The organism is Mycobacterium sp. 1245801.1 (genome assembly GCF_001673055.1).
Classification (GTDB): domain Bacteria; phylum Actinomycetota; class Actinomycetes; order Mycobacteriales; family Mycobacteriaceae; genus Mycobacterium; species Mycobacterium europaeum_A.
The window spans coordinates 55,996-80,382 of record NZ_LZKY01000063.1; the positions used below are offsets into that span (position 1 = coordinate 55,996).

23 protein-coding genes are annotated in these 24,387 nt (G+C 67.8%); 7 read left to right on the forward strand and 16 right to left on the reverse strand.

Annotated features, from left to right (window positions below; translation table 11 throughout):
- The first annotated feature begins 55 nt into the window (after positions 1–55).
- A complete protein-coding gene (locus A5622_RS03665) occupies positions 56–1,255 on the forward strand; it encodes an LLM class flavin-dependent oxidoreductase (RefSeq protein ID WP_066876730.1) in 1,200 nt (399 codons plus the stop codon).
- Positions 1,252–2,193, forward strand: a complete 942-nt coding sequence (locus A5622_RS03670) for an LLM class flavin-dependent oxidoreductase (RefSeq protein ID WP_066876731.1) — start codon at positions 1,252–1,254, stop codon at positions 2,191–2,193. The genes A5622_RS03665 and A5622_RS03670 overlap by 4 nt, the downstream gene beginning before the upstream one ends.
- On the opposite strand, the gene A5622_RS03675 is transcribed toward A5622_RS03670, so the two are convergent.
- The 5 genes from A5622_RS03675 to A5622_RS03695 all read right to left on the reverse strand — a co-directional run bounded on the left by A5622_RS03675 (position 2,140) and on the right by A5622_RS03695 (position 5,950).
- Complete coding sequence (locus A5622_RS03675; protein WP_066876732.1) at positions 2,140–2,910, reverse strand: SDR family NAD(P)-dependent oxidoreductase; 771 nt, start codon at positions 2,908–2,910, stop codon at positions 2,140–2,142. The genes A5622_RS03670 and A5622_RS03675 overlap by 54 nt on opposite strands.
- The gene (locus A5622_RS03680; RefSeq protein WP_066876865.1) at positions 2,907–3,593 is read right to left on the reverse strand and encodes a GntR family transcriptional regulator; all 687 of its coding nucleotides are present in this window, start codon (positions 3,591–3,593) and stop codon (positions 2,907–2,909) included. Before A5622_RS03680 ends, A5622_RS03675 begins: the two co-directional genes overlap by 4 nt.
- A 10-nt stretch (positions 3,594–3,603) precedes the next feature.
- Positions 3,604–4,245, reverse strand: a complete 642-nt coding sequence (locus A5622_RS03685; RefSeq protein WP_066876734.1) for a carboxymuconolactone decarboxylase family protein — start codon at positions 4,243–4,245, stop codon at positions 3,604–3,606.
- A gap of 126 nt (positions 4,246–4,371) precedes the next feature.
- Complete coding sequence (locus A5622_RS03690) at positions 4,372–5,049, reverse strand: TetR/AcrR family transcriptional regulator (protein ID WP_231997928.1); 678 nt, start codon at positions 5,047–5,049, stop codon at positions 4,372–4,374.
- Positions 5,050–5,155: 106 nt separating this feature from the next.
- A complete protein-coding gene (locus A5622_RS03695; RefSeq protein ID WP_197507942.1) occupies positions 5,156–5,950 on the reverse strand; it encodes an enoyl-CoA hydratase/isomerase family protein in 795 nt (264 codons plus the stop codon).
- Between the two features lie 44 nt (positions 5,951–5,994).
- Between A5622_RS03695 and A5622_RS03700 the strand changes: the two genes are divergently transcribed.
- Positions 5,995–7,146, forward strand: coding sequence for an LLM class flavin-dependent oxidoreductase (locus A5622_RS03700; RefSeq protein WP_066876735.1), 1,152 nt, complete (start codon positions 5,995–5,997; stop codon positions 7,144–7,146).
- Here the strand turns inward: A5622_RS03700 and A5622_RS03705 are convergent.
- The 3 genes from A5622_RS03705 to A5622_RS03715 all read right to left on the reverse strand — a co-directional run bounded on the left by A5622_RS03705 (position 7,143) and on the right by A5622_RS03715 (position 10,075).
- Entirely contained in the window at positions 7,143–7,814 is a 672-nt protein-coding gene (locus A5622_RS03705) for a UbiX family flavin prenyltransferase (RefSeq protein WP_066876739.1), read from the reverse strand. The genes A5622_RS03700 and A5622_RS03705 overlap by 4 nt on opposite strands.
- Positions 7,814–9,298 (reverse strand): UbiD family decarboxylase, encoded by a 1,485-nt coding sequence (locus A5622_RS03710; protein WP_066876741.1) that lies wholly within the window; start codon positions 9,296–9,298, stop codon positions 7,814–7,816. The genes A5622_RS03705 and A5622_RS03710 overlap by 1 nt, the downstream gene beginning before the upstream one ends.
- Before the next feature lie 78 nt (positions 9,299–9,376).
- Positions 9,377–10,075 carry a cutinase family protein gene (locus tag A5622_RS03715; RefSeq protein ID WP_156752826.1) on the reverse strand — a complete coding sequence of 233 codons (699 nt, stop codon included), beginning with the start codon at positions 10,073–10,075 and terminating at the stop codon, positions 9,377–9,379.
- Between the two features lie 119 nt (positions 10,076–10,194).
- Here A5622_RS03715 and A5622_RS03720 point away from each other — a divergent pair, with 119 nt between their 5' ends.
- On the forward strand, positions 10,195–10,857 hold the full coding sequence (locus tag A5622_RS03720; RefSeq protein WP_066863167.1) for a class I SAM-dependent methyltransferase: 663 nt from the start codon (positions 10,195–10,197) through the stop codon (positions 10,855–10,857).
- Between the two features lie 12 nt (positions 10,858–10,869).
- Here A5622_RS03720 and A5622_RS03725 read toward each other — a convergent pair whose 3' ends face one another.
- From A5622_RS03725 to A5622_RS03735, 3 genes are read right to left on the reverse strand one after another with little or no spacing between them, the layout of a single operon-like run.
- Positions 10,870–11,946 (reverse strand): prenyltransferase, encoded by a 1,077-nt coding sequence (locus A5622_RS03725; RefSeq protein WP_066876743.1) that lies wholly within the window; start codon positions 11,944–11,946, stop codon positions 10,870–10,872.
- Positions 11,933–12,691 (reverse strand): class I SAM-dependent methyltransferase, encoded by a 759-nt coding sequence (locus A5622_RS03730; protein WP_066863162.1) that lies wholly within the window; start codon positions 12,689–12,691, stop codon positions 11,933–11,935. The genes A5622_RS03725 and A5622_RS03730 overlap by 14 nt, the downstream gene beginning before the upstream one ends.
- Positions 12,685–13,935, reverse strand: coding sequence for a glycosyltransferase family 4 protein (locus A5622_RS03735; protein WP_066863159.1), 1,251 nt, complete (start codon positions 13,933–13,935; stop codon positions 12,685–12,687). The genes A5622_RS03730 and A5622_RS03735 overlap by 7 nt, the downstream gene beginning before the upstream one ends.
- Before the next feature lie 321 nt (positions 13,936–14,256).
- On the opposite strand from A5622_RS03735, the gene A5622_RS03740 reads away from it, so the two are divergent.
- A complete protein-coding gene (locus tag A5622_RS03740; protein ID WP_066876745.1) occupies positions 14,257–15,075 on the forward strand; it encodes a DUF1906 domain-containing protein in 819 nt (272 codons plus the stop codon).
- Positions 15,076–15,257: 182 nt separating this feature from the next.
- Here the strand turns inward: A5622_RS03740 and katG are convergent, their stop codons facing one another.
- From katG to A5622_RS03755, 3 genes are all read right to left on the reverse strand, one after another.
- The gene (katG, locus tag A5622_RS03745) at positions 15,258–17,498 is read right to left on the reverse strand and encodes a catalase/peroxidase HPI (protein WP_066863153.1); all 2,241 of its coding nucleotides are present in this window, start codon (positions 17,496–17,498) and stop codon (positions 15,258–15,260) included.
- A gap of 50 nt (positions 17,499–17,548) precedes the next feature.
- Complete coding sequence (locus tag A5622_RS03750) at positions 17,549–17,989, reverse strand: Fur family transcriptional regulator (RefSeq protein ID WP_156749292.1); 441 nt, start codon at positions 17,987–17,989, stop codon at positions 17,549–17,551.
- A 95-nt stretch (positions 17,990–18,084) separates the two neighbouring features.
- Complete coding sequence (locus tag A5622_RS03755; RefSeq protein ID WP_066876747.1) at positions 18,085–19,371, reverse strand: Ig-like domain-containing protein; 1,287 nt, start codon at positions 19,369–19,371, stop codon at positions 18,085–18,087.
- Between the two features lie 155 nt (positions 19,372–19,526).
- On the opposite strand from A5622_RS03755, the gene A5622_RS03760 reads away from it, so the two are divergent.
- The gene (locus A5622_RS03760; RefSeq protein WP_066876749.1) at positions 19,527–20,336 is read left to right on the forward strand and encodes a hypothetical protein; all 810 of its coding nucleotides are present in this window, start codon (positions 19,527–19,529) and stop codon (positions 20,334–20,336) included.
- A gap of 63 nt (positions 20,337–20,399) precedes the next feature.
- Complete coding sequence (locus A5622_RS03765; RefSeq protein ID WP_066876751.1) at positions 20,400–21,890, forward strand: FAD-dependent oxidoreductase; 1,491 nt, start codon at positions 20,400–20,402, stop codon at positions 21,888–21,890.
- A 14-nt stretch (positions 21,891–21,904) separates the two neighbouring features.
- On the opposite strand, the gene A5622_RS03770 is transcribed toward A5622_RS03765, so the two are convergent.
- Both A5622_RS03770 and A5622_RS03775 read right to left on the reverse strand, forming a co-directional pair.
- Positions 21,905–22,948, reverse strand: coding sequence for a bifunctional 2-polyprenyl-6-hydroxyphenol methylase/3-demethylubiquinol 3-O-methyltransferase UbiG (locus A5622_RS03770; protein WP_066876753.1), 1,044 nt, complete (start codon positions 22,946–22,948; stop codon positions 21,905–21,907).
- 59 nt (positions 22,949–23,007) lie between these two features.
- The gene (locus A5622_RS03775) at positions 23,008–24,174 is read right to left on the reverse strand and encodes a glycosyltransferase (protein WP_066876755.1); all 1,167 of its coding nucleotides are present in this window, start codon (positions 24,172–24,174) and stop codon (positions 23,008–23,010) included.
- Positions 24,175–24,387 lie beyond the last annotated feature (213 nt).

Sequence of the window (24,387 nt, forward strand, 5' to 3'; positions counted from 1 at the left end):
ATCGTCACGACGGCGGCTGCTTGCATGAACGTGAACGTAGACGTAGATTCAGGCCATGCGCTTTGGTGTCTTCATCGCGCCGTACCACATGGTCGGCGACAATCCGACGCTCGCATTCGAGCGCGACCTGCAGTTGGTCGAAGCAGTCGAGGAACTCGGCTACGAGGAGGCGTGGTTCGGCGAACACCACTCGGGCGGAACAGAAATCATCGGCGCGCCCGACCTGATGATCGCGACGGCCGCGGCCCGCACCAAGCGCATCCGGCTGGGCACCGGGGTGGCCTCATTGCCGTATCACCACCCGTTCATGTTCGCCGACCGCATGGTGCAACTCGACCACCTGACCCGCGGGCGCCTGATCGTCGGCGTCGGACCGGGCGCGCTGCCCGGCGACGCCTACATGATGGGCATCGAGACCACCCGTCAGCGCGACATGATGCTCGAATCCCTAGAGGCGGTGCTCGAACTGTGGCGCGACGAAGCCCCGGTCAACCGGGAGACCGACTGGTTCAGGCTGCGTGACGCCCGGTTGCAGTTGCGCCCGTACAGCAAGCCCAACATCGAGGTCAGCGTGGCGGTGACGGCGTCGCCGTCGGGCCCGGTGGCCGCCGGCAAGTTCGGCATCGGACTGCTCTCGATCGCGGCCACCCAGAAGAAGGCCTTCGATGCGCTGGCCCGCAACTGGCGCACCGCAACCGAAACCGCCGCCGCGCACGGAACCACGGTGAGCCGTCAGGGCTGGCGGATGTGCGGGCCGATGCACATCGCCGAATCCGTGGAACAGGCCCGCAAGGATGTCGAGGTGGGTCTGGCGCAGTGGGTGGACTACTTCCAAAACGTCGGGGCCATACCGATTTTGGGCGATTTCGACCCCGGCGAAGACATCGTGTCTGCCGTCAATGAGACCGGCGTGGGCGTGATCGGCACTCCCGACATGGCGATCGAGCAGCTGCGCCGGCTGCAGCGGCAATCCGGCGGCTTCGGCACCTATCTGTTGATGGCCCACGAGTGGGCCAACCGCGAGGCCACGCTGCGCTCCTACGAGATGATCAGCCGCTACGTCATGCCGGTGTTTCAGGATTGCCTCGAGCCGCTGGAACGCAGCCGCGACTGGACGATCTTTCACCGGGAGACGTTGATGGGCAACATCACCAACGCGATCGTCGGTGCCACCCAGCAATTCCTGCAGGAGCGCGACGCCCGTCGCCGCGCCGAGGACGAAGCCCACACCAAAACCCTGCCCGCGGGCCGGTGACCGACTTCGGGGCGCTGCTGTTTCCCAATGTCTCCTGGGCCACGCTGGTGGACCGCTGCGAACGGGCCGAGGAGATGGGCTTTCGCAGCCTCTGGATCGACGATCACGGCGCCAATCCGCAAGCACCCAGGTCGAATTGGTTCGAAGCGTTCACCACGCTGGCCGGTCTGGCCAACTGCACCCGCCGGATCCTGCTCGGGCCGCTGGTGTCCAACGTCGTTCTGCGGCACCCGGTGATGCTGGCGCGCCAGGCCCTCACCGTCGAGAACATGTCGGGTGGGCGGCTGCAATTGGGCCTCGGCGCCGGCTATGCCCCCACCGACCACGAAATGGTCGGCAGCGCGGCCTGGCCGCGCGCGGAACGCGCGGAGAGATTCGCCGAAGCGGTCGAACTGATCGATGCGCTGCTGCGCGCCGAACCGGTCGACTTTTCCGGCGCCCACTACCGGGTGAGTGATTTCCGGTTGCGACCGCCGCCGCTGCAACGGCCCCGGTCCCCGATTTGTGTTGCCGCGCATGCCCGTTCGAGCCTGCAGCTGGTGGCCCGGTTCGGCGATATCTGGAGCTCGTTCGGCGGATGGGGGCTGTCGTCGCCGCGGCTGCTGGAGCTCACCGCGCGGCGATCGGCCACCCTCGACGAGTTCTGCACCGAATCCGGCCGCGACCCCGCGACCATCCGTCGCCAGATTCTGGCCGGCAGCCCGGCCACCACGGCCGACCCCATCTGGTCGTCGGTGCAGGCGTTCGACGAATGGGTGGCCGGGTGGCAGCAGGCGGGCATCGACGAGATCGTGCTGTACTTCCCGCCGGACCTGCTCTACGAGCCGGAACTGATCGACCCCGCCGTCACCGAACACCTGCGCGGCCTGCTGTTCGCTCGCCGGTCAGGTGATCAGGGCGCCACCGTCAACGGGCAGCACGGCACCACTGACGAATGAGGCCGCCGGACTGGCGAGGAACAGCACCGCGGCGGCGACCTCGTCGGGTTCACCCAACCGCGCCGCCGGTACCCGGGTGGCGACGAAGTCGTCGTTGAACCCGTCGGGGGTGAGTTCGGTCAGGCCGGTCGACAAGAATCCCGGCGCCACCGCATTGACCCGAATGCCCTTGCGGCCGGTCCACTGTCGGGCCAGGTCGCGGGTGAGTCCCAGCAGCCCCGCCTTGCTCGACACGTAGCCGGCCTGCGGCAGCGAAGTCGTGGTCAGCCCCAGGATGCTGCTGATCATCACCACGGCCGAACCGGGCCGCATCGATCGCCCGCACGCCTGACTCATCCAGTAGGCGCCCATCAGGTTGACCTCGACGGTGCGCCGGAACTGCGCCGGGTCCTCGCGCGTCGCCGGTGCGGCCGTGCCCACACCGGCGTTGTTGACCAGCACGTCCACGCCGCCGAACCGATCGATGATCAGATCCGTTGCCGCCGTGCACGATTCGTGATCGCTCACGTCCACCCGGAAGGCGGCGGCGTCGATGCCGTCGTCGCGCAGTTCGGCGCAGCGCCCTTCGAGCTCATCGAGGCGCCGGCTTGCCAACGCAATTCGCCCGCCCGCCGCCCCGAGCGCTCGCGCGATCGCCAGCCCCAATTCGGACGTCGCCCCGGTCACGACGGCGACGCGGCCGTCCAGCCGAAACCGGTCACCGAGGCCGACGGTCACGAAGCGTGCGTTTCGGTCTCGCGACCCCGCTGCGACCTCAACGACAGCAGGGAATCGCGGCCCTGCAGGATGTGCTCGGCCATCAGCGCACCGGCGCGCAGCGGTTCCCCCGCCGCTATCGCGTCGCGCACCATGCGGTGGAACAGATTCGACCGCTCCCGTTCCTCCCGCGTCTGATGCCGAAACACCTGATACACCAGGGGGATATCGACGGCGTGCTCCAGCAGAGCGGATAGCCGCCGATGCTGGGCGCCCACCACGATGGCCTGATGAAAGGCGCTGTTGGCGGCGGTGATCCGGCGCAGCCCGGCGTCGGCCGAACCCTTCGATACCAGCTCGATGCCGTGGTCGAACTCGACGATCGCGGCGTCCAGTGCCGCGATGCCATCGTCGCGCATCCGGGTCGCGGCGCGTTCGGCGGCCAGCGACTCCAGGCGGGCGCGCAGTTCGTACTGGTCGCGGATGTCGGTCTCGGACATGGTGGCCACGATGGCGCCGCGGTTGCGCTCGATGGTGACCAGGCCGTCGGCGGCCAAGGCCCGCAACGCTTCTCGCACCGGGGTGCGGGACAGGTCGAACATCTCGCCGATGCGTTGTTCGACCAGGCGCGAGCCCGGCTCGAACTCGCCCTCGGCGATGGCACGCCTGATCAGCCGGTACGCCAGCTGCGAGCGGCCGTCCATCTCGCTCACCTCAGTCACCCCCGGACGTCGCTGCGCCGATGTCGAGCACACCGCCGCCTTCCGGGTCGACGACCTCGACGGTCGGGTCGTCGACATCGTCGAATTCCAGCCGCAATGCCCGGGACATGATCGCGTGCATCACGTACATGGTGGTGGTGTAGGTGAATTCGAGGATCTCGGTGTCGCTGAAAACTTCCCGCAGCTGGGTCATCAGCCGCTCGGGCACCCGGCCGTGCTGTCCCGCAAGGCAATCCGTGTAGGCCAGCAGCAGCCGCTCGGCCGGGTCAAAACAGTCCGCCGTCTGCCAGGACGGGATCGCCTCGATCTTCTCCTCGGACAACCCCGCCGACCGGCACGCCTTGCAGTGTTGGGAGAAGACGAACTGGCTGCCGACCACCCAGCCCGCCCGGATCTGGCCCAGCTCGCGGTGATCGGCGCGGATGGACACCTCTTCGCGGTAGAGGCGAAAGCCGCGCACGGCGTGGCGCAGCGCGGCGGGGGACTGCGCCATCACCGTCCACCAGTTGCCCGGAGTGCCGCCCACCGTGCCGGGCTCGGCCACCGGGTCACGGTCGCCGAACATGAAGTCATACATCTTCAACGTGAATTCGTCGGTGACTTCATCGCGCGGAATCGGCTTCAGACGCGGCATCGCGTCTCCTCTCGGCTGACGGCATGGACCAAGCATTACTGCAGATTGCATTCAATCCTAGGCTCAAGCGCCGCGTCAACGCAGTTCGTCGCCGCACAGAGGGTGCGATTGCGTACAGTCTGGGGATCAGGGCCGCAGGCTGGACAGCACCATGGCCGCAAAGGCGTCGCCGATCTCGGTCAGCGAGTTGCGCCCGCCGGGGACATACCAACGGTGGATCCAGTTGTGCATGCCCAGGATGCCGAGCATGGCCAGCCGAGGATCCAGATCCGAGCGGAACACGCCCCCGGCCACACCCTCTTCGATGATCGCCAGCAGCGTCTTGCCGTAGGCGTCGGCGTTGGCGACGATGCCCTGTGCCTCCGGAATCGTTGCGATGTGCTGACTTTCGCCGAACAGCAGGAAGAGCTCGGGATAGGTGGCCAAGTCGCTGATGTAGGAGTCCAGCGCGCGACGCAGCTTCTGCTCGGGTGGCGCATCCGATTCGAGCGCGTCGCGGCAGTGCCGGGTCATCTCGTAGGCCGGCTGCTCGATGAGCGCGACCAGCAATTCCTCTTTGGTGCCCACGTAGTAGTAGAGCGAGGCGCGGTTGATGCCCACCTCGACCGCGACGTCCTCCAGCCGGGCGCGGGCGAACCCCTCTCGGCGAAACACCTCCGCGGCGCCCTTGAGGATGGTCTGCCAGCGCTCGTTGGACGCGCGGCGGTCAGCCGTGCGCCGCTCGTGGCGGCGCCGCGCGTTGTCGCTCTGCTGGCGTGCGGCGGGAATCGTCGGCCTCCTGGTGTGCGGGTGTCGCGTTGTCAAAATACGCCATCCGGGGGACTGACCTGAGGATTAACCCGCTTGTCAACGTGAACGTTGACGTTGACAATTCCCAGGGAGGGTCCTAGCGTCCCTATTGATGCAAGCCTCACGCGCGGCCCAACTTCGCCATCGCGGCGCGGAAGTCGTCATGCTCCATGGCGGCCGCCTCGAGCGCGAGGGAGAACGGCAGGACCGCGCCCGAGGCCATCGCGAGGAGCCGATTCACCGCGGCCTTGGTGCCCTGCACCGCCTGGGGGGCCAGCGTGGCGAGTCGTTGCGCCATCGCCAGCGCCGACGGCACCACATCGGCCGGCGGGACGACGCGGGTGACCAGCCCGAGGCGTTCGGCCTCCGCCGCGGTGAGGACCTCGCCGGTCATCAGCAAGTATTTGGCGCGGTTGAGCCCGACCAGCAGCGGCCAGATCACCGCGGCCCCGTTGCCCGCCGGCAGCGCGGCGTGCACATGCAGGTCACCGAGTTTCGCCCGCTCCGAGACGTAGGAGACGTCGGCCAGGGTGGCCAGCACCGCGCCCAGCCCGATGGCGTGGCCGTTGACGGCGGCGACGAGCGGCTTGGTCAGCCCGACGATGTCGTCGACGATGTGGCGCGCCTCCTCGATCGGGGTCCGTCCCGAACTGGACGCGTACTGCCGATCGCTGGACTCGTCGCCGCCGGCGGAGAAGGTCCGGCCCGCCCCGGTCAGCACGACGGCGCGCACCCGGACGTCGTCTTGGGCCGCCGCGAACACCCGCGACAGCTCCGAATGCATCACGTCGTCGACGGCGTTGGCCTTGTCCGGCCGGTTCAGCGTCAGCACGGCGACGGCGGTCGCGCCGTCCACGGCGACATCGATGGTGCGGTATGCGGCGGGATCGAGCATCGAGGCGCCCCTTGCTGTCATCAGTTGAACATGAACGTTGACGTAGATCATAGGAGCAGGACGGCATGTTGAGGTTCGGAACATTCATCGCGCCCTACCACCCGGTCCGCGAGAGCCCGTTGACCACCTACGAGCGGGACCTCGAGCTCATCGAATGGTGCGACCGGTGGGGCTTCGACGAGGCGTGGGTGGGCGAGCACCACTCGGCGGCATGGGAGAACATCGCCGATCCGGCGATGTTCCTGGCGGCCGCCGGGCAACGGACCCGGCGGATCAAGCTCGGCTCCGGGGTCGTCAGCCTGCCGTATCACCACCCGATGATGGTGGCCGACCGGTTCGTGCAGCTCGACTACCTGACCCACGGCCGGGCCATGTTGGGCGTGGGGCCCGGGGCGCTGATCTCCGACGCCACGATGATGGGCATCGATCCCAGCACGCAGCGCCCGCGGATGAACGAGGCCCTGGGCGTGATCATCCGGCTGCTCGCCGGTGAGGTCGTCACCCATCACAGCGACTGGTTCACCCTGAATGAGGCTCGGCTGCAGCTGCTTCCGGTCAACGGGTCGATGCCGATCGCCGTCGCGTCCAGCACCTCGCCGTCGGGCATGACGGCCGCGGGCACGCACGGCGTGGGGGTGTTATCGCTGGGCGCCGGCCTGATCGGCGGCAAGAAGGACCTGGCGGCGCACTGGGCGCTCGGCGAGAAGGCCGCCGCCGAAAGCGGCAAGCAACTGCGCCGCGACGAATGGCGCCTGGTGATCCGGGCCCATCTCGCGCCCACCCGCGAACAGGCCAAGGCCGAGGTGATCGAGGGGCGCGAGGCCGAACGCGTCGGATACTTCAAACGGGTCGCCGGGCTGAAGAACGACTACACGCTCGAGCAGGAGATCGAGGAGGACGCCGCCATCGTGGGCACACCCGACGACATGATCGAGGCCCTGCACCGGTTGCAGAACATCACCGGCGGGTTCGGGGGCTTTTTGGTGCTGGCCGGGGATTGGGCGGACCGCGAGGCCACGCTGCGCAGCTACGAATTGATGGGCCGCCACGTGATTCCCGAATTCCGCGGCCAGCTGGATTCGCTGCGCACCAGCTACGACATGGTGGTCGCGAAGAAGCGCGACTACGGCGCGCCGGCGATGGCCGCGATCAAGAAGGCCTACGAGGACGCCGGCCAGCAGATGCCCGACGACCTCAACCCCACCAACCTGCGTTAGGCGTGGCCCGTCGGCACTTCCGGTGCTTTCTGCGATTCCGGCACTTCCGGCGTTTCGTGTTGCATCTCGTGTTGCATCACGGTCCGGCGCAGGTCGTCGTCCCAGCGCGGGAAGACATCGGTGTGGATGCCGAATTGGTCCAGGGCCCGGCCGACGGAGTGATCGACGATGTCCTCGAGGCTGGTGGGCCGGAAGTAGAAGGCCGGCACCGGCGGGAAGATGGTGCCGCCGGCTTCGCTGATCGTCGCCATGTTGCGCAGGTGGATCAGGTTCAGCGGAGCCTCGCGCACCATGAGCACCAGGCGGCGACGCTCCTTGAGGACGACGTCGGCGGCCCGGGACAGCAGTGAACTGGACACGCCGTTGGCGATCTCGCCCACGCTGCGCATCGATGCGGGCGCGATCAGCATGCCCCGCGTCAGGAAGGAACCCGACGCCATGGGGGCGCCGACGTCGGTGACGCTGTACACGTGGTCGGCGCGGGCCTCGATCTGCTCCCGGGTGAGATCGGTTTCGTAGGCGCGGGTCAGGTGCCCGGCACGGGTGACGATGAGGTGGGTTTCGATGCCGACGCTGCGCAGCACATCGAGCGCCCGCACGCCGTAGACGATTCCGGTGGCTCCGGTGATGCCCACGATGACGCGGTCGGGCTGGTTCGGCTGGGTCATCACGGATACTCCAAGTCCAGATCGGGGGCATACGGGCGGGGGTCGACATCGCGGAAGTGCGCCCGTTCGAACTGGGCTTGCATGCGAAACGGTGCGGTGGCGTCGAAAATCGTTTTGCACGTGGTGCCCTTGGCCGGCAGCGTCGGGTCGTACTCGGGCTGCTGGGTCGGGTCCAGAACATGACCGGCCACCCCGGGAATGGTGACGATGTCGCGGTTGCCCTGCATCCGGGTCTGCATCGCCCACAGCACGTCGTCGCTGTCGAAGATGTCGACGTCGCCGTCGACCAGGATGACGTTCTTCAGTTCCGAATAGACGCCCAACGCCACCAGCGCGGCTTGGCGCGCGCGGCCGTCATCGAAGGCCTTGGTCTTGTTGCACTTGAGGACGGCCAGGAACTTACCGCCGCCGGCGCTGTGGGAGTAGACGTCGGTGACGAAGCCGGGCATGGCGGCGTGCAGGGCGTGGAAAATGCTGGCCTCCGTGGGGATTCCGGCGAGGCTGACGTGCTCCTCGCCGGGGCCCACCAGGGTCTGCAGAATCGGATCGGTGCGGGTGGTCACCGCGGTCACCTTGATCACCGGCAAGGCCGGGTTGGCCGGGCCGTCATAGCCGGGGAACTCCGGCATGGCGTGTCCGGTGTGGGTGTTCTGGTCTTCGGCCTGCCGTTCGCCGGGGATGATGTAGCCCTCGATGACGACCTCGGCCGTGGCGATCGCCTTCTGGTCGACCGTGACGCCCTTGACCAGTTCGACGGGTTTGCCGCGCAAGCCGCCGGCGATGGCGAGCTCGTCGTAGCCGAGCGGGGTGGTGGGCGCCTCGAACGTGGCGCCCAGCGGGATCGCCGGGTCCAGGCCCATGTTGACCGTGATCTCGAACTTGCGTCCGTCGGCCTCGGCGCGTTGCCGGAAGGCGTCGATGTGGCGGCCGGGTGCGAAGAAGATCGTCATCTCGTCACGGCCCTGCACGCACAGCCGGTGGATGGTGACATCGGTGCCCAGTTCGGGGTCGCTGCCCAGCACCAAACCCAGGCAGAAGTACGGCCCCGCGTCCAGGTCGGTGTTGGTGGGCGCGGGCAGCAGGGTACGCAGATCGAAGTCCGGGTGATCGGCGCGATGGACCACCTCTTGGCAGGGCGCATTGTCACCAGTGAAATCCGCTGGGCCCAAGGCGTTTTCGTAGGCATCGGCCATGCGTTGGGTAAGCCGGTCGGCCGGCGACTCGAGCAGGATGCCGACGCGTTTGCGGCTGGCCATCAACCCGACCAGCACCCGCCAGCCCGGAAAGCCGGTCACGTTGTTGAAGATCATGGCCGGTCCGATGCGCGTCGGTCGTTCGACGGTGCCGCCGGCGCCGATGCGGCGGTAGACGCCGGCGAGTTCCCCGATCGGGTCGATCGGATGGTCGGTCTCGATCAGCTGCTTGTCGTGGCGCGCCAGTCGCGCCAGCGCGGATCTGAGGTCGACGATCTGGTCATCCGGCAATGGCTAGTCCCTCCGCGCGCACCTGGAGTTCCTAGTACCCGTCTGTGCCGGGCTAAACGCAAGCGGCGGCCGCCTGACTCAGAGCTTGTTGGCGACGAAGTCGGCGGCCTGATTGGCCATGCCCGCGTCGATGTAGGCCCCGGCGAGGTGCTGCGGCCAGTTTTCCTTCCACGTGTTCGGGTCGGCGGGGTTGCAGATGGGATCGGCACCGTGGCACAACTCGATGGTCCGGTCGTTGTAGACGGGACTGAAGTTGGTGATCGGACCCACCCATTGGCTGCCATTGCCGAACAGGGCGACGGCGGCGACGTGCTGATCGATGCCCGGCGGCAGCGGGCTGTCGAAACCGAACGCGCCGATGGGCGCCGCCAGCACAACGTCGGTGACCGCCGCGCCCAGCGAATAACCGCCCAGCACCAACCTGGTGTCTGGGCAGCTGTTGACCATGTCCTGGATGTGGTGGCTCATGTCGTTGGCGCCCTGGGCGACCTCGGTGTCGGCGGGATATTGCACGGCGTACACGCCCACGGTCCTGTTCACCTTGGACCGCAGGGCGCTGATGAACGCGTTGCCCAGCACACCCGGCCCCGGCGATTCGTTGCGCCCCCGGGCGAACACGACCTGTACCGGCGGGCAGTTCGCGGCCGCGGCCGGTGGCGCCGCCCCCGGGGCCCCGGGCGGCAGCACCGTGGCGGGCAGCAACGCGACGGCCGCGGCCGTGACCGCGGCGAGTCCGACACCAGCAAATTTGCGGATAAGCAAGGCGCGCACGTCCATGATGTTAAGGCGAAGGCGCTCTGGCCGCCGCACACCCGGTCAACAGAGCTCCGGTGATCGCTGAGCGCGAACAGCGACCACGGTGTCGGCAGCGGCGATCGAGGCGATAGGTTCAGCTGATGAGTCACGTCGACGCGAGTGCGCCCGAGCGCTTGTTCGCGCTGGCCGAGCAGGTACAAGGTTTCATGCCGGCCGACGAGGGGCGCGCGTTGTACGACGCCGCGCTGCGGTATCTCGGCGGCGGTCTGGGCGTCGAGATCGGCACCTACTGCGGCAAATCCACCCTGCTGCTGGGTGCGGCCGCCCAACAAACCGGCAGCGTGCTCTACACGGTCGACCACCACCACGGGTCCGAGGAGCACCAGGCCGGGTGGGAGTATCACGACGCGTCGATGGTGGACGAGGTGACGGGCCTGTTCGACACGCTGCCGACGTTTCGCCGGGCGCTCGACACCGCCCGGTTGGACGATCACGTCGTCGCGATCGTCGGCAAGTCGCCGCTGGTGGCACGGGCGTGGCGGGCGCCGCTGCAGTTCCTGTTCATCGACGGCGGCCACAGCGAAGCCGCCGCGAACCAGGACTTCGACGGCTGGGCCAAGTGGGTCGCCCCCGGTGGGGCGCTGGTCATCCACGACGTATTTCCCGACCCGAAGGACGGCGGGCGCCCGCCCTACTACATCTACTGCCGCGCACTCGATTCCGGACAGTTCCGGGAGGTATCGGCCACCGGATCGTTGCGGCTGCTCGAACGAGTCAGCGGTCAGCCGGGGGAGCGGGTCTAGCCAGCCCGGGGCTTACCGGCCGGGGCCGGTGACCACGCATTCGCAGTCGAAGTCGGTCTGCAAACCCAGTGGCAGTTCGTCGCCGCGAAAGATGCCCGCACCGGCGGTGGTGTTCGACAGGGCGTCCGCCGCCAAGATCACGGCCGCGCCCGTCCATGTGGTGCGCTCTTCCGGCCACCGCTTGCCGTCGGCGAAAACCAGTCCCGTCCAATAAGATCCGTCGTCCTCGCGCAGATGCTGCATCGCGGCGAACTGACGGTGGGCGTCGGAGCTTTGCCCGATCGCGTCCAGCGCCATCACCAGCTCGCAGGTTTCGGCACCCGTCACCCACGGGCGGTCGCCGACGCACCGGATGCCCAGGCCGTCGACCACGAAGGCATCCCAACGCTGCTTGATGCGCGCGGCCGCCGCCGGGCCACGCAAGGCGCTACCGAGGATGGGGTAGTACCAGTCCATCGAGTAGCGGTCCTTTTCGGTGAACACCTCGGGATGCGCGGAGATGGTGTGCCCCAGACGGCCGAGCGCCAACTCCCACTCCGGCTGCGGGTCGCCGACCAACGCGGCCAGGGCAAGCGCACAGCGGATGCTGTGGTAGATGCTCGAGCACCCGGTCAGCAGGGCCTCCGGCAACACACCGGCTTCGCTTCGGGCCCAACCGATCTCGCCGTAACCGACCTGCATGTCGATGACGAAGTCGATTGCTTTGTGCACCACCGGCCACATTTCCGCCGCGAATGACTCGTCGCCGGTGACCAGCACGTGGTGCCACACCCCGGCGCCGATGTAGGCGCAGAAATTGCTGTCGCTGTTGGCGTCTTCGATGACCCCCGACCGGAATTGGATGGGCCAGGATCCATCCGAGCGCTGGGTGCGCCGGCTCCAGTCGAACGCGGCGCGCGCCGGCTCCAGCAGTCCGGCGGTGGTCAGCGCCATCGCGCACTCGATGTGGTCCCACGGATCGGTGTGCCCGCCCTCGAACCAGGGGATGGCACCAGTCGATTCCTGTGCGGCGGCGATGGAAAGCGCGGTCTGGCGGCACTGCTCGGGAGTCAACACCCCCGCAACGGCTGGCACACTAGACCGATGCAACTGAATATCCCTCAGTCGCCTGGCTTTTCGCCTCCTGCGGCTTGACGAAGTACATCGCTACGCTTTTGCCCACCAGCGGGTTGAGCAGCGACTCCGCCAGCTGGGTGATCTTGGGCCGCTGCATCAGGTCCCAAACCAGGAGCTTGTGGTAGGCGGTCACTGCGGGGTGGTCGGTGTTCTCCACTCCCACAGCGCATTTGAGCCACCAGAACGGGGAGTGCAGCGCATGGGCGTGATGGGTGTGGGTCAGTGCCATTCCGTCGCGGGCGATCTTGCCGCGCAGCTCGCTGGCCCGGTAGATGCGTACGTGGCCACCCTCGTTGGCGTGGTACTCGTCGGACAGCAACCAGCACAGGCGCTCGGGCAGCCACCGTGGGACGCTGACCGCCAGCGTGCCACCGGCTTTGAGCACTCTGATCAGCTCGGCGATCGCCACGTCGTCGTCGGGAATGTGCTCCAGGATCTCCGAAGCGATGACGCAGTCGAACGTCTCGTCGGCGTAGGGCAACTTCAGCGCATCACCGACGACCACCTTCGCCGAGGCACCGGCGGGCGCCTCGCCGGCTTCGGCCATCGCGCGCAAAATGGTGTCCACCGAACGCAATTCGGCCTCGTCGCGATCGAAGGCCACGACGTCGGCGCCGCGGCGATACGCTTCGAACGCGTGCCGGCCGGCTCCGCAACCCACGTCGATGACCTTGCTCGACGGTCCGATCCCCAGCCGGTCGAAATCGACTGTCAGCATGGCGCTTCGCTCTGCGCGTTGCGTGCGATCGCCCGCTCGTAGACCCGAACGGTTTGCGCGGCCACGGCTTCCCAGCTGAAGACGTTGACGGCGCGGGTTCGTCCCGCCTTCCCGAGGCTGCGGCGCTTTTCCGGTGAGTCCAGCAGTTCACCGAGCGCGTGGGTCAGCGCATCGACGTCGGCGGGCGGCACCAGTTCGGCGCAAGCACCGTCGGTCCCGAGGACTTCCGGCAGGGCACCGACCCGGCTGGCGACGATCGGGGTGCCGCTGGCCATGGCTTCCACGGCTGGGAGCGAAAAGCCTTCGTAGAGCGACGGAATGCAGGCGACCTCCGCGGAGGCGAACAGGGCGGCCAGCTCGGCGTCGGACAGCCCGCTGGTGATGTGCACGATGTCGGAGATCCCGAGTTCGGCGATGAGTTTGTGGGTCGGGCCGTTGGGTTCCACCTTGGCAACCAGCCGCAGCTCGAGATCACGCACGGTGCGCAGCCGGGCGACCGCTTGCAGCAGGGTGCGGACGCCCTTGAGCGGGGTATCGGCACTGGCGATCGCGATGATGCGGCCGGGCTCGCGGGGGCCCGATCCCGGTTTGAACAGTTCGGTGTTCACGCCCAGCGGCACCACGTGGAGTTGGTCGGGCGCGACGCCGAAGTCGGCGATGATGTCGGACGCGGACGACGAGGAGACCGTCAACAGGTCGGGGATGTGGCGGGCGACCTCCTGCTGCATGTCCAAGAACCCATACCAGCGGCGCACCAACGGTTTTCGCCACCATCGCGCTGCCGCCAGATCCAGCACCCGGTCGCGGGTGATCGGGTGGTGCACGGTGGCCACCACGGGAAGTCCCGCCTCGGCGATGCGCAGCAATCCGGTGCCCAGGCTCTGGTTGTCGTGGACGACGTCGAAATCGGCTGTGCGCTGGGCAAGTAACCGCGCGGCCCGCATCGTGAACGTCCGCGGTTCGGGAAAGCCCGCGGTCCACGTGGTGAGCAATTCCCGCAGGTCGATCGAGTCGCGAATCTCGCTGGGCCGCGGCACCCGGAACGGGTCGGGTTCCCGGTACAGGTCGAGGCTGGGCACTTCGGTGAGCCGGACCCGCGGGTCGAGCAGGTCGGGATACGGCTGGCCGGAGAACACCTCGACGTCGTGGCCGAGCTCCACCAGGCCGTGGCTGAGATGGCGCACGTAGACGCCCTGTCCGCCGCAATGTGTCTTACTACGGTAGGACAGCAGGGCAATTCGCATACTCAACTCTTCTTTGCTGGAAAATGACCGCGGAATGGCGCCGAATACATCGCGGTCAACGGACTCCCGAACTCCGCGACAGCAAACTGGACATGTGTCCAGACTATAGTTCGATCACCTAATCGTGCGCAACGAGCCGGAAACCCACCGTCCCTCGCGCAGGCGGCCCCCGGGATGTCCGACACGCAAAGATCATGCCACTGGCCGGTGTCCGCCCGCTTTCCGACCGGTCGGTTCCGCACGCGAGGCGCCTCGGCCCAGCGGCGCTGACCGGCGAAGATCGCTCTGAGGAAGGCCCGTGCCTTTTGTTACCATCGCGCGGTGCGGGATTCGGCCGGACCGGGTGGACGCGGCGATCGGTGGTCGCCGTCGAGGCGCGAGGTCCTCAAATACGCCGGCGCCTATGTCGTGGCGCCGGCCCTGCTCAGCCTGGGCGCGGTGGCGGCAAGCCCCGCCGCCCCGAAAGCCTCGGCGGCCGGCATGAGGCTGATCGATTTCGCCGAGCGCAGGATCGCACCGGAGGAGATCAAGTCGGCGGGCTATGACGGCGTGGTGAACTACGTGTCGCAGTCGCGGCCGGGCGCCAACTTCGAAGCCAAGCCGCTGACCCGGGAGTACGCCGATGCGCTGCGCGCGGCGGGCCTGCATATCGTCAGCAACTTCCAATACGGCAAGCCCGGTTGGCCGGACCCGTCGGATCTCACCCGCGGCTATGACGGCGGCGTCGCGGACGCCCACACGGCCATGCAGCTGCACTCGGCGGCCGGCGGCCCGAACTCGGCCCCGATCTTTTTCAGCGTCGACGATGACATCGACGCCAACACGTGGAATAGCGTTGCCGTCCAATGGTTTCGAGGCATCAACTCGGTGCTGGGTGTGGGTCGCACCGGCATCTACGGGCATGCCCGGGCGTGCGGGTGGGCCATCAGGGACGGGGTGATCGGGCCGTCCACCAGCGCCGGGCACCAGTGGGCGTGGCAGACCAGGTCGTGGTCGCACGGCGAGCGCGAACCCGCCGCTGTGCTCTACCAAACGGTCGTCAACAGCCCGGGAAATCCGGGCCCGCTGCTGGGCGGCATCAATGTCGACGTCGACGATGTCCTCGCCGCCGATTTCGGGCAGTGGGACCTGGATCGCTGACCTAGAAGTCCTTCTCCGCCGCACGAGACATAAACCAGGGCGACCGATCGCGGCGTGTCGTGTGCGTGGTTTACGTGTCGCGAGATCGCGGGCGCATCGTCCATGAGAGAGGGCGGCATGAAGGAACGGCACCCCGCGAGCGCATGGCTCGCGGGGTGCCGTTTCTTGCCGGTGACCGGGTCTTACTTGAGGTCGAACCGGTCGTTGTTCATGACCTTCACCCACGCCGCGACGAAGTCCTCCACGAACTTGCCGTGGTTGTCGTCCTGGGCGTAAACCTCGGCCAGCGCGCGCAGCACCGAGTTCGAGCCGAACACAAGGTCATTCGGGGTCGCGGTCCACTTGAGCTCGCCGGAGGCCCGGTCGTGCCCTTCGTAGACGTTCTCCGCGGTCTCCGAGGCCTTCCACTCGGTGCCCATGTCGAGCAGGTTGACGAAGAAGTCGTTCGTCAACGCGCCCGGCCGGTCGGTGAACACACCGTGCTTGCTGCCGCCGTGGTTGGCGCCCAGCGCGCGCAGCCCGCCGACGAGCACCGTCAGCTCCGGACCGGTCACACCGAGCATGTAGGCCCGGTCCAACAAGAGCTGCTCGAGCGGGGCCTTCTCGCCGGGCCGCGCGTAGTTGCGGAACCCGTCGGCCCGCGGTTCGAGCACGGCGAACGACTCCACGTCGGTGCTCTCCTGCGAGGCGTCGGTGCGCCCAGGGGCGAAATGCACCGAGATCTCGTAGCCCGCGTCCTTGGCCGCCTTCTCGACCGCCGCGGAACCGGCCAGCACGATCAGGTCGGCGATCGAGATCTTCTTCCCGCCGGAGGCCGAGGCGTTGAAGTCCTGCTGGATCCGCTCCAGCACGGGCAACACCTTGTCGAGTTCGGAGGGCTCGTTGACCTCCCAGCTCCGCTGCGGCTCGAGTCGCAGCCGCCCGCCGTTCGGGCCACCGCGCTTGTCGGTGTTGCGGTAGCTGACCGCGGCCGACCAGGCGGTCTTGACCAGCTGCTGAACGGAGAGACCGGACGCCAGGACCTTGCTCTTCAGGTCCGCAACGTCCGTCTCGTCGACCAGCGCGTGGTCGACGGCCGGCACCGGGTCCTGCCACAGCTGCGGTTCGGGAATCCACGGCCCCAGGAAGCGGGTGACCGGTCCCATGTCGCGGTGCAGCAGCTTGTACCACGCCTTGGCGAAGGCGTCGGCCAGCTCCTCGGGGTGGTCCAGCCAGCGCCGCGTGATGTCGCGGTAGATCGGGCTTTCCCGCAACGAGATGTCGGTGACCAGCATCGTCGGGGCGCGCCCCGGCCCACCGAACGGATCCGGAATGGTCCCGGCGCCCGCGCCGTCCTTGGCGGTGAACTGCCAGGCCCCGGCGGGGCTCTTGGTGAGCTCCCACTCGTAGCCGTACAGCGTCTCCAGGAAGGAGTTGTCCCACTTGGTCGGCGTCGGCGTCCAGACCACCTCGAGGCCGCTGGTGATGGCGTCCTTGCCCACGCCGCTGCCGAACGAGCTCTTCCAGCCCAGCCCCTGCTGTTCGATCGGGGCTGCCTCAGGTTCCGGACCGACCAGGTCGGCGTCGCCGGCACCGTGCGTCTTGCCGAAGCTGTGGCCGCCGACGATCAGCGCGGCCGTCTCCTCGTCGTTCATCGCCATCCGGCCGAAGGTCTCGCGGATGTCGATCGCCGCCGCGACCGGGTCCGGCTTGCCTTCGGGGCCTTCCGGATTGACGTAGATCAGACCCATAGTGGTGGCACCGTAGGGCTGCGCGAGGTCGCGTTCACCCGAGTAGCGCTTGTCGGTTCCCAGCCACTCTTCCTCTTCACCGAAGAGAATCTCCTCGGGCTCCCAGACGTCTTCGCGGCCGAAGGCGAAGCCGAACGTCTTGAACCCCATGGATTCCAGGGCCGTGTTCCCGGCGAACAGCAGCAGGTCCGCCCAGGAGATCTTGTTGCCGTACTTCTTCTTCAGCGGCCACAGCAGCCTGCGCGCCTTATCCAGGCTCGCGTTGTCCGGCCAGCTGTTGAGCGGAGCGAAGCGCTGCATGCCCTGGCCGCCGCCACCGCGGCCGTCATAGATGCGGTAGGTGCCGGCGGCGTGCCAGCTCATCCGGATGAACAGGCCACCGTAGTGGCCGTAGTCGGCGGGCCACCAGTCCTGCGAGGTGGTCAGCAGCTTGATCATGTCGGCCTTGAGCGCCTCGACATCAAGCTTGGCGAACTCCTCGGCGTAGTCGAAGTCCTCGCCGAGCGGGTCGGACTGGGGAGCATGCGGGTGCAGGCGCGACACATCGACCTGGTTGGGCCACCAGTCCTGGTTGGTCCGCGGGGCGCTCGACTTGGGCTGCGGTGAAGGGATTGCTGGGTTTTCGCTTTCGCTGTTGCTAGCCGACCCGGCGTCGGGTTGGGGAGGGCGGCTGGCGGATGTATCAGATGACACAGCATTCCTTTCGAGGGTGGGTGAATCGGGCTGCGATCACGGGCTGTGATCTAAGAACCTGTCGTCGAGCAATCGGCACACAGGCCCCAGTAGATGACTTCGGCCTCGTCGAGAACGAAGCCATCGAGAACGTTGTCGTCGTCCGAGGGCGTCAGGCAGGGAGCGTCACCGACGGCGCAGTCGATGTCGGCGATGATCCCGCAGGATCGGCACACGACGTGGTGGTGGTTGTCGCCGACGCGCGATTCGTAGCGCGCGACCATGCCCAGGGGCTGGATGCGCCGAACCAGACCGACGGTGGTCAGCGCATTGAGCACGTCGTACACGGCTTGACGCGAAACATCGGGCAGGCCAACCCGTACCGCCGAGAAGATCGTCTCGGTGTCGGCGTGCGGATTGGCGTCCACGGCTTCCAGCACGGCAACCCTGGGCCGGGTGACCCGCAGATCGGCCATCCGCAACCTGCCCGCGTAATCGGCCGTCGATGACACGCCACCAATATGACGCCTTAATTGGAACGAGTCAAGAGTTTATTGTGAAGTGGGGCACAACACGAGGCGACGAATGAGGTGGATCACCTGCGGGCTCAGGTCGGTTTCAGGGCGCTGCCCTTGCGCCAGTCGTCCCAGCTGAGCGTCCAGTCGCCGTTCTGGGCCAGCGTCAGCGGTGGCCCGCCGCTGTTGCGGACCTCGACTACGTCGCCCGGTACCGAAAAGTCGAAGAACCATTTCGCGTTGTCGGCGTTGAGGTTCAGGCAGCCATGCGACGTGTCGCGGTGGCCCTGGGCCCATACGGTCGCGTCGAGTTCGTGCAGATATATGCCGTCGCTGCTGATCTTGGTCGCCCAGTTGATGGTTTCGCGGTATCCGAGCCGGGAGTTCTTGGGTAGGCCGAAGGTCGAGGAGTCCATGATGACGGGATTGCCCTTGTCCAGCACCGTGTAGACCCCGGACGGGGTCCACAGCGAGATAGTCTTGCCGCCGACGTTTTCCGTGCCGCCCATTCCCATGCTGGTCGGCATCGTGCGCACCAGGTTTCCGTTGTCGAAGACGCTGACCTGGTGGGTGGCGTCATCGGCGATCGAGACGTGTGCGTCGCCGATCCGAAACGAGACCTTGGTGTCGTCCTGCCCGAACAGGCCGTCGCCCAACGCTATTCCGTAGATCTTCGCCTCCGCGGTGACGGTCGTGCCGGGCGCGTAGTAGTGCTCGGGCCGCCAATGAGCGTTCTGGTCGTCGACCCAGTACCAGGATCCCTCGACTTTCGGGTTTGTGGTCACCGACAGTTGTCGCTCGGCGGCGGCGCGATCCGCGATCTTCTCGTCGAAGTGCGCCACGATCACCGTTCCGACGCCGTAGGTGCCGCCGTCGCGCAGCGCGGCCTCCGACGTGGCGGTGAACGACACCTTGGTCTGATTGGACGGCTTCAGCGTGGAAAACGACGAAACCTGCTTGGCCGCAACACCACTGACGCCACTGCTGGTGACGGTCAGGGTGTAGGTGCGTCCGTAGCCCAGCGGGACCGTCGGCTTCCACACCGTGTTGTCGGGTGTCATGACGCCCTCGATCGGCTTGCCGCTCTCGTTGACCATCTCGACACCGGTCAGGGTTCCGTTCTCGGCTTTGACCGTGACCGGGGCGACCGGGTCGACGTCATGCGAGTCGGGGGCGGGAGTGATCGTTATCTGCGCCGGCCCAGCGGTTTTCGCGGGCGCGCCGCCCTGCCCGCAGTGAGCGCCCAGACAATGTGTGGTCGACACAACGTATATCGCGGCCACCGCGGCGACGATCACGCAGACCGCGAGCAAGAGTCGGCGAGGCCGGCTGACCCGCAGGATCCGGCCGACGAACTGATCGCTGTTCTTGGACATCATGAAGCTGCCGAATCCCTGCTTTCTGGTTCTCGCAGGCCTGAGAATTCTGCCCGGCGAAGTCGATGTTGTAGGTGAGGTATCCCGCGACATGCGGTTTTTAAACCGCCCGGGGTAACCGGGGCCGGCAACCGGCGTGCGCGCGAGATCATGGCGTCATGGCCGATGACGAACTCGACAGCCTCTATGAGGTGGCGCCGAAGGAGTTCACCGCGCAACGCACCAAACTGGCCGCCGCCGCCAAACAGCGCGGCGATACCGCCGCGGCGAAACGGATTTCCGCCGCCAACAAACCGACGACGGCCGCCTGGGTCGTCAACCGGCTGGCGCTGCGGCACGCGGACACCCGGCGGCGACTCGCCGACCTCGGGGAGCGACTGCGCGCCGCGCATGCGGCGATGGATGGCGGACGGATCCGGGACCTGACGGCCGAGCAACGCAAACTCATCGACGAGCTCACCCGCAAGGCGCTCGAGGAGGCCGATCTCAAGCAACCGTCGGCGGCGGTGCGCGAAGACCTCACCAGCACGCTGCAGGCCGCCATCGCCGACCCGCAGATCGGGGACCGCCTGGGCCGGTTGACCCGGCCCGAGCAGTGGTCGGGTTTCGGTGGCTTCGGCGAGGCCGCGCCGGAACCGGCGGGGACTCCGAGCGAACCGGCGAAGCGCCCCGGCGCCCCGGCTCCGAAGCGGTCGGCGGACGCCAAGGCGCAAACCGAACGGCGCGAGAAACTGAGCGCGGCCGTCGACACCGCCGAACGCGTCAAGGCCGAGGCCGATGACGCGTTGTCGCTGCGACAAGCCGAACGAGATGGCGCCCGCCGGCGTCGTGACGATGCGGCGCGGGCGTTGCGGGCGGCCGAACGGGAACTCGACCGCGCCGAAACGGACTACGACGAGGCGCGGCAGGTGAGCCGAGCCGCCGCGGAGTCGGTGAAGGAGGCCAAAGCGCGGTTGAAGCGGGCGTGAGCCCGCCGGGTGCGTTTCCACGGGCCGGGCCGGGGTATCAGCAAAGCCGTGACCTCTTTGTGGATGACAGAACGAAGCGAACAGCCCTGGACCGCCAGCCCGCTTGACCAAGGTTCGGTGTCCGCCGATGTCATCGTGGTGGGCGCCGGCATCACCGGCCTGATGACGGCCGTCCTACTGGCCCGCGCCGGCAAGGACGTGCTGGTGCTGGAGGCGCGCACGGTGGGGGCGTGCGCGACCGGGAACACCACCGCCAAAATCAGCCTGCTGCAAGGCAGTCAGCTCTCCAAGGTGCTACCACGGCATGGCCGGGACCTCGCGCGCGCGTACGTGGACGGCAACCGCGAAGGCCAGGAGTGGGTGCTGGCGCACTGCGAGGCCAACGGCGTCGCCGTGCAGCGCGAGGACGCTTACACCTACGCCCAGTCGGTGCGGGGCGTTCCGCGGGCGCGTGCCGAACTGACCGCGTGTCAGGCGGTGGGCCTGCCGGCGGTGTGGGACGACGACGCCGACGTGCCGTTCCCCTATCACGGCGGGGTGCGGCTGGCCGACCAGGCGCAGTTCGACCCGATGCCCTTCCTCGACTCGCTGGCCGTCGAGCTGCTCGACCGCGGCGGACGGCTGGTCGAGCGCACCCGGGTGCGTCGGGTCTCCTGGCGCGGCAAGCAGGTCCGCGTGCAGGTCAACGACGCCGCCGAGCGGGACGTCGAACTGCAGGCTCGCCAGCTGGTGCTGGCCACCGGCATCCCGATCCTGGATCGCGGCGGTTATTTCGCTCGGGTGAAGCCCAGCCGGTCCTACTGCCTGGCCTTCAAGGTTCCGGGCAACATCACCCGCCCGATGATGATCTCCACCGACTCGCCGACCCGTTCGGTGCGGTACGCCCCGGTCGCGGACGGGGAGCGGCTGATCGTGGGCGGCGCCGGTCATACCGTGGGGCGCGAGAAGAGTCCGTCCCAGGCGCTCGACGAACTGTCGGCGTGGGCACGCAAGCACTACCCGGGCGCCGTGCAGACCCACTTCTGGTCGGCGCAGGACTATACCCCGATCGACCATCTACCCTATGTGGGTCCGATCCTGCCGAACAGCGAAACCATCTTTGTCGCAACGGGTTTCAACAAGTGGGGGATGACCAACGGGGCCGCCGCGGCGCTGGCACTGTCGAGCCGCATCCTGGGCGGGCGGATGGACTGGGCCCGCGCGTTCGCCAGCTGGAGTCCGCACGAGTTGACCGGGTTGACGACCGCCCTGCAGGCCAACCTCGAGGTCGGCTTCAACCTGACGAAGGGCTGGATCACCCCGTCGATACGGACTCACCGCCGCAGCCCCGTCAACGGGGAAGGCGGCGTGGTGAGCGGCCCGCCATGGCATTTGGAGGCGCGCTGCCGCGTCGACGGGACCGAGCATCGCGTCTCGCCCGTGTGCACGCACCTTGGCGGGATCGTGAACTGGAACGACGCCGACAAGGCGTGGGAGTGCCCGCTGCACGGGTCGCGGTTCGCGCCCGACGGCACCTTGCTGGAAGGGCCGGCCACCCGCGATCTGACCGCATAGACCGGCGCCCGAACTCAGCCCTTCTTTTGAAAGACGAGCCAGCGCAATTCGATTGGGGAGTCGCCAAGCTCGACGTCGAACACGTCGAGGCCGCCGGCCCATCCCTCGAACCATCCCGTGGGCGGCCAGGTGTCCGAAGCCGACCGGGCCTTCTCGTACTCGTAGGCAGAGTCGTCGGCGATCGGTTCGAGGGGCAGGCCGGCCGCCGCGGCGGCCACCTCGTCGCGGGTGAAGATCATGCTGTTGCATTGCTGGCTGAATTGCACGGCGGCGTCGTCGGGGACATAGCCGTCGCGGGCCAGGAAGGTGTTGAACACCAGCCGGCCGCCTTGCGCCAGGCATTCGGTGGCGAGTTCGAACATGCCGCGCAACTCGCGCGTCGTGCGGAAGTCGGACACCACTTCCGAGAGCACCATGAGCTGATAGCGCTCGCGTACACCCTCCATCGCGGTGAAGACATCGCTTTGAATGACGTTCACGCTCAACGATTCGCCGGCGGCGTCGGCGACGATCACCTCCGCGAACTTGGCGGTCATCTCGACCGCGTCGACCGGATGCCCGCGCCGGGCCAGGGCCAGCGCGTTGCGTCCGGTGCCCGCGCCGACGTCCAGCACCCGATAGGCCGAAGGGTCGGCCGCCTCGGCCGCCAGGGCGAGCACGCGTGCATCCGGCTCGGTGCCGAACAACGGCGGCGGGCGGACCTGCACCCACTGGTCGTAATCGGCCTCGACCGTGCGCCAGTCGGCTTGGACCCGGAAATTCACGTCCGTCCCGAACGGAGCCTGATACGAGATCAATACCTCCGAACGGGGGGAGGCCTTGAAGGCCTTCGCCAACTCGACTTCCAGCGCCGCCCGCAACCGAGCGGAGTTTTCCGGGGTGTACCAGACGCCCAGGGTGGCGCAGACGTTGCCGCACAGCGCGACGTACTCGTCGATGAGGGCCGGCACGGCAGGCACCCTGATGTGGCCCTCGGCCGACAAGCGCCGATACAGCCGCCGGATCATCGCTTCGCGCAGCATCAGCGGGTCGAACGACGCATTCGGCGGATCCTGCACCAGAACCTTCTACACGACCTTCCGGCTTTGCACCACCGCTGGGATGAACCGGCGCTCCGCTACGCCCGGCGGGCGGCGCCTTCGAGGAGGTCGGCCGCCGCCGCCACGCTTTCGGCGGGTTTGCTCAGCCGGGTGGCGACCTCCCTGGCGCGGCTGAGGTAGTGCGCAGAACGCACCGAGCGCAGGTCGGCGACCAACGAATCCAGGGTGGAGGCCGAGAACGCCCGTCCCACGCCGACTTCCAGCTTGCCGATCGCGTCGGCCCAGATTGGTTGATCGAGCCACAGCCAGAGAATCAGCATGGGCACGCCCGCCCGCAGGGCCGCGGCGGTGGTGCCGGCACCGCCGTGGTGCACGATCGCACGGCAGGCCGGAAACACCGCGCCGTGGTTCACCGTCTCCACGATCTTCACGTGGTCGGCGGCCGGGATATGGGTGAAATCGTTTGGGCCGCTGCAGATCAACGCCCGCTCGCCGATCTGCGCGCAGGCCGCGCTGATCACGGCGACCGTCTCGGCGGGGGAGGTGACGGGCGTGCTGCCGAATCCGAAATAGATCGGCGGCGTCCCGTCGGCGATCCACGACAACACCTCGTCGTCGGCGTCGGTGGGCAGACCGAGGGTCAGCGACCCGACGAAGGGCCGCCGGTATCCCGACCTGGCCCATTGTTTGGCCAGCTCGGGCGCCAGCAGCTCGTCGTAGGTCTGGATCTCCAGCGACGATTGCGCCGACGGGGTGCCGGGCAGTCCGAGCGCCCGCCGCTGCGCGCCCTCGGCCGCGCTGGTGACGTCCGACTGCAGCCGGCCCAGTTCCAACGTCTCGGCGGGAAAGAAGTGCAGCGCTGCCAGTGGGATGCCGACATGTTCGGCGACGTTGGCGGCGAGCCGCTGCTCGTTCATCCCGGCCACCAGCAGGTCGGCACCGGCCGCCAGGGAGGCCAGCGTCTCGCTCTTGCCGGTCCACACCGTGGTGACCCGCTCGATGACTTGCGGCAACGCGCTCATCGGGTTCTGCACATTACGGACGAAGGTGGTGGCCATGTTCATCTGCTCGCGACTGTCGGGCCCGTAGGCGACCGCAGCCAGCCCCACCGACTCGGCCACGGCGAGCTTGTCGGGCGGGACCGCGATCACGACATCGTGTCCTCGCCCACGCAGCTCGCGGGCGACGGCAACGCAGGGCTCGACGTCGCCGCGGCTGCCGTAGCCGGCCAGCACAACTTTCATCAACAGACCTCACTCGCGGGGATGGGATCAAATCCAAGCAGAAGGGAGGGCCGCCCGACTGTCTGGGCGCGCGGGTACTCCGCTGACCACGGATTTGTCGACGGGCAGGCTGCGGGTAACCGCGTGGGAGCGGCTAGCGCGGCCCGGGCAGATGCCGTTGAGGGCCGGCTGAGAGTGATTTGCGCAATACGAGCAGAACCCTTGTGAGTTTCC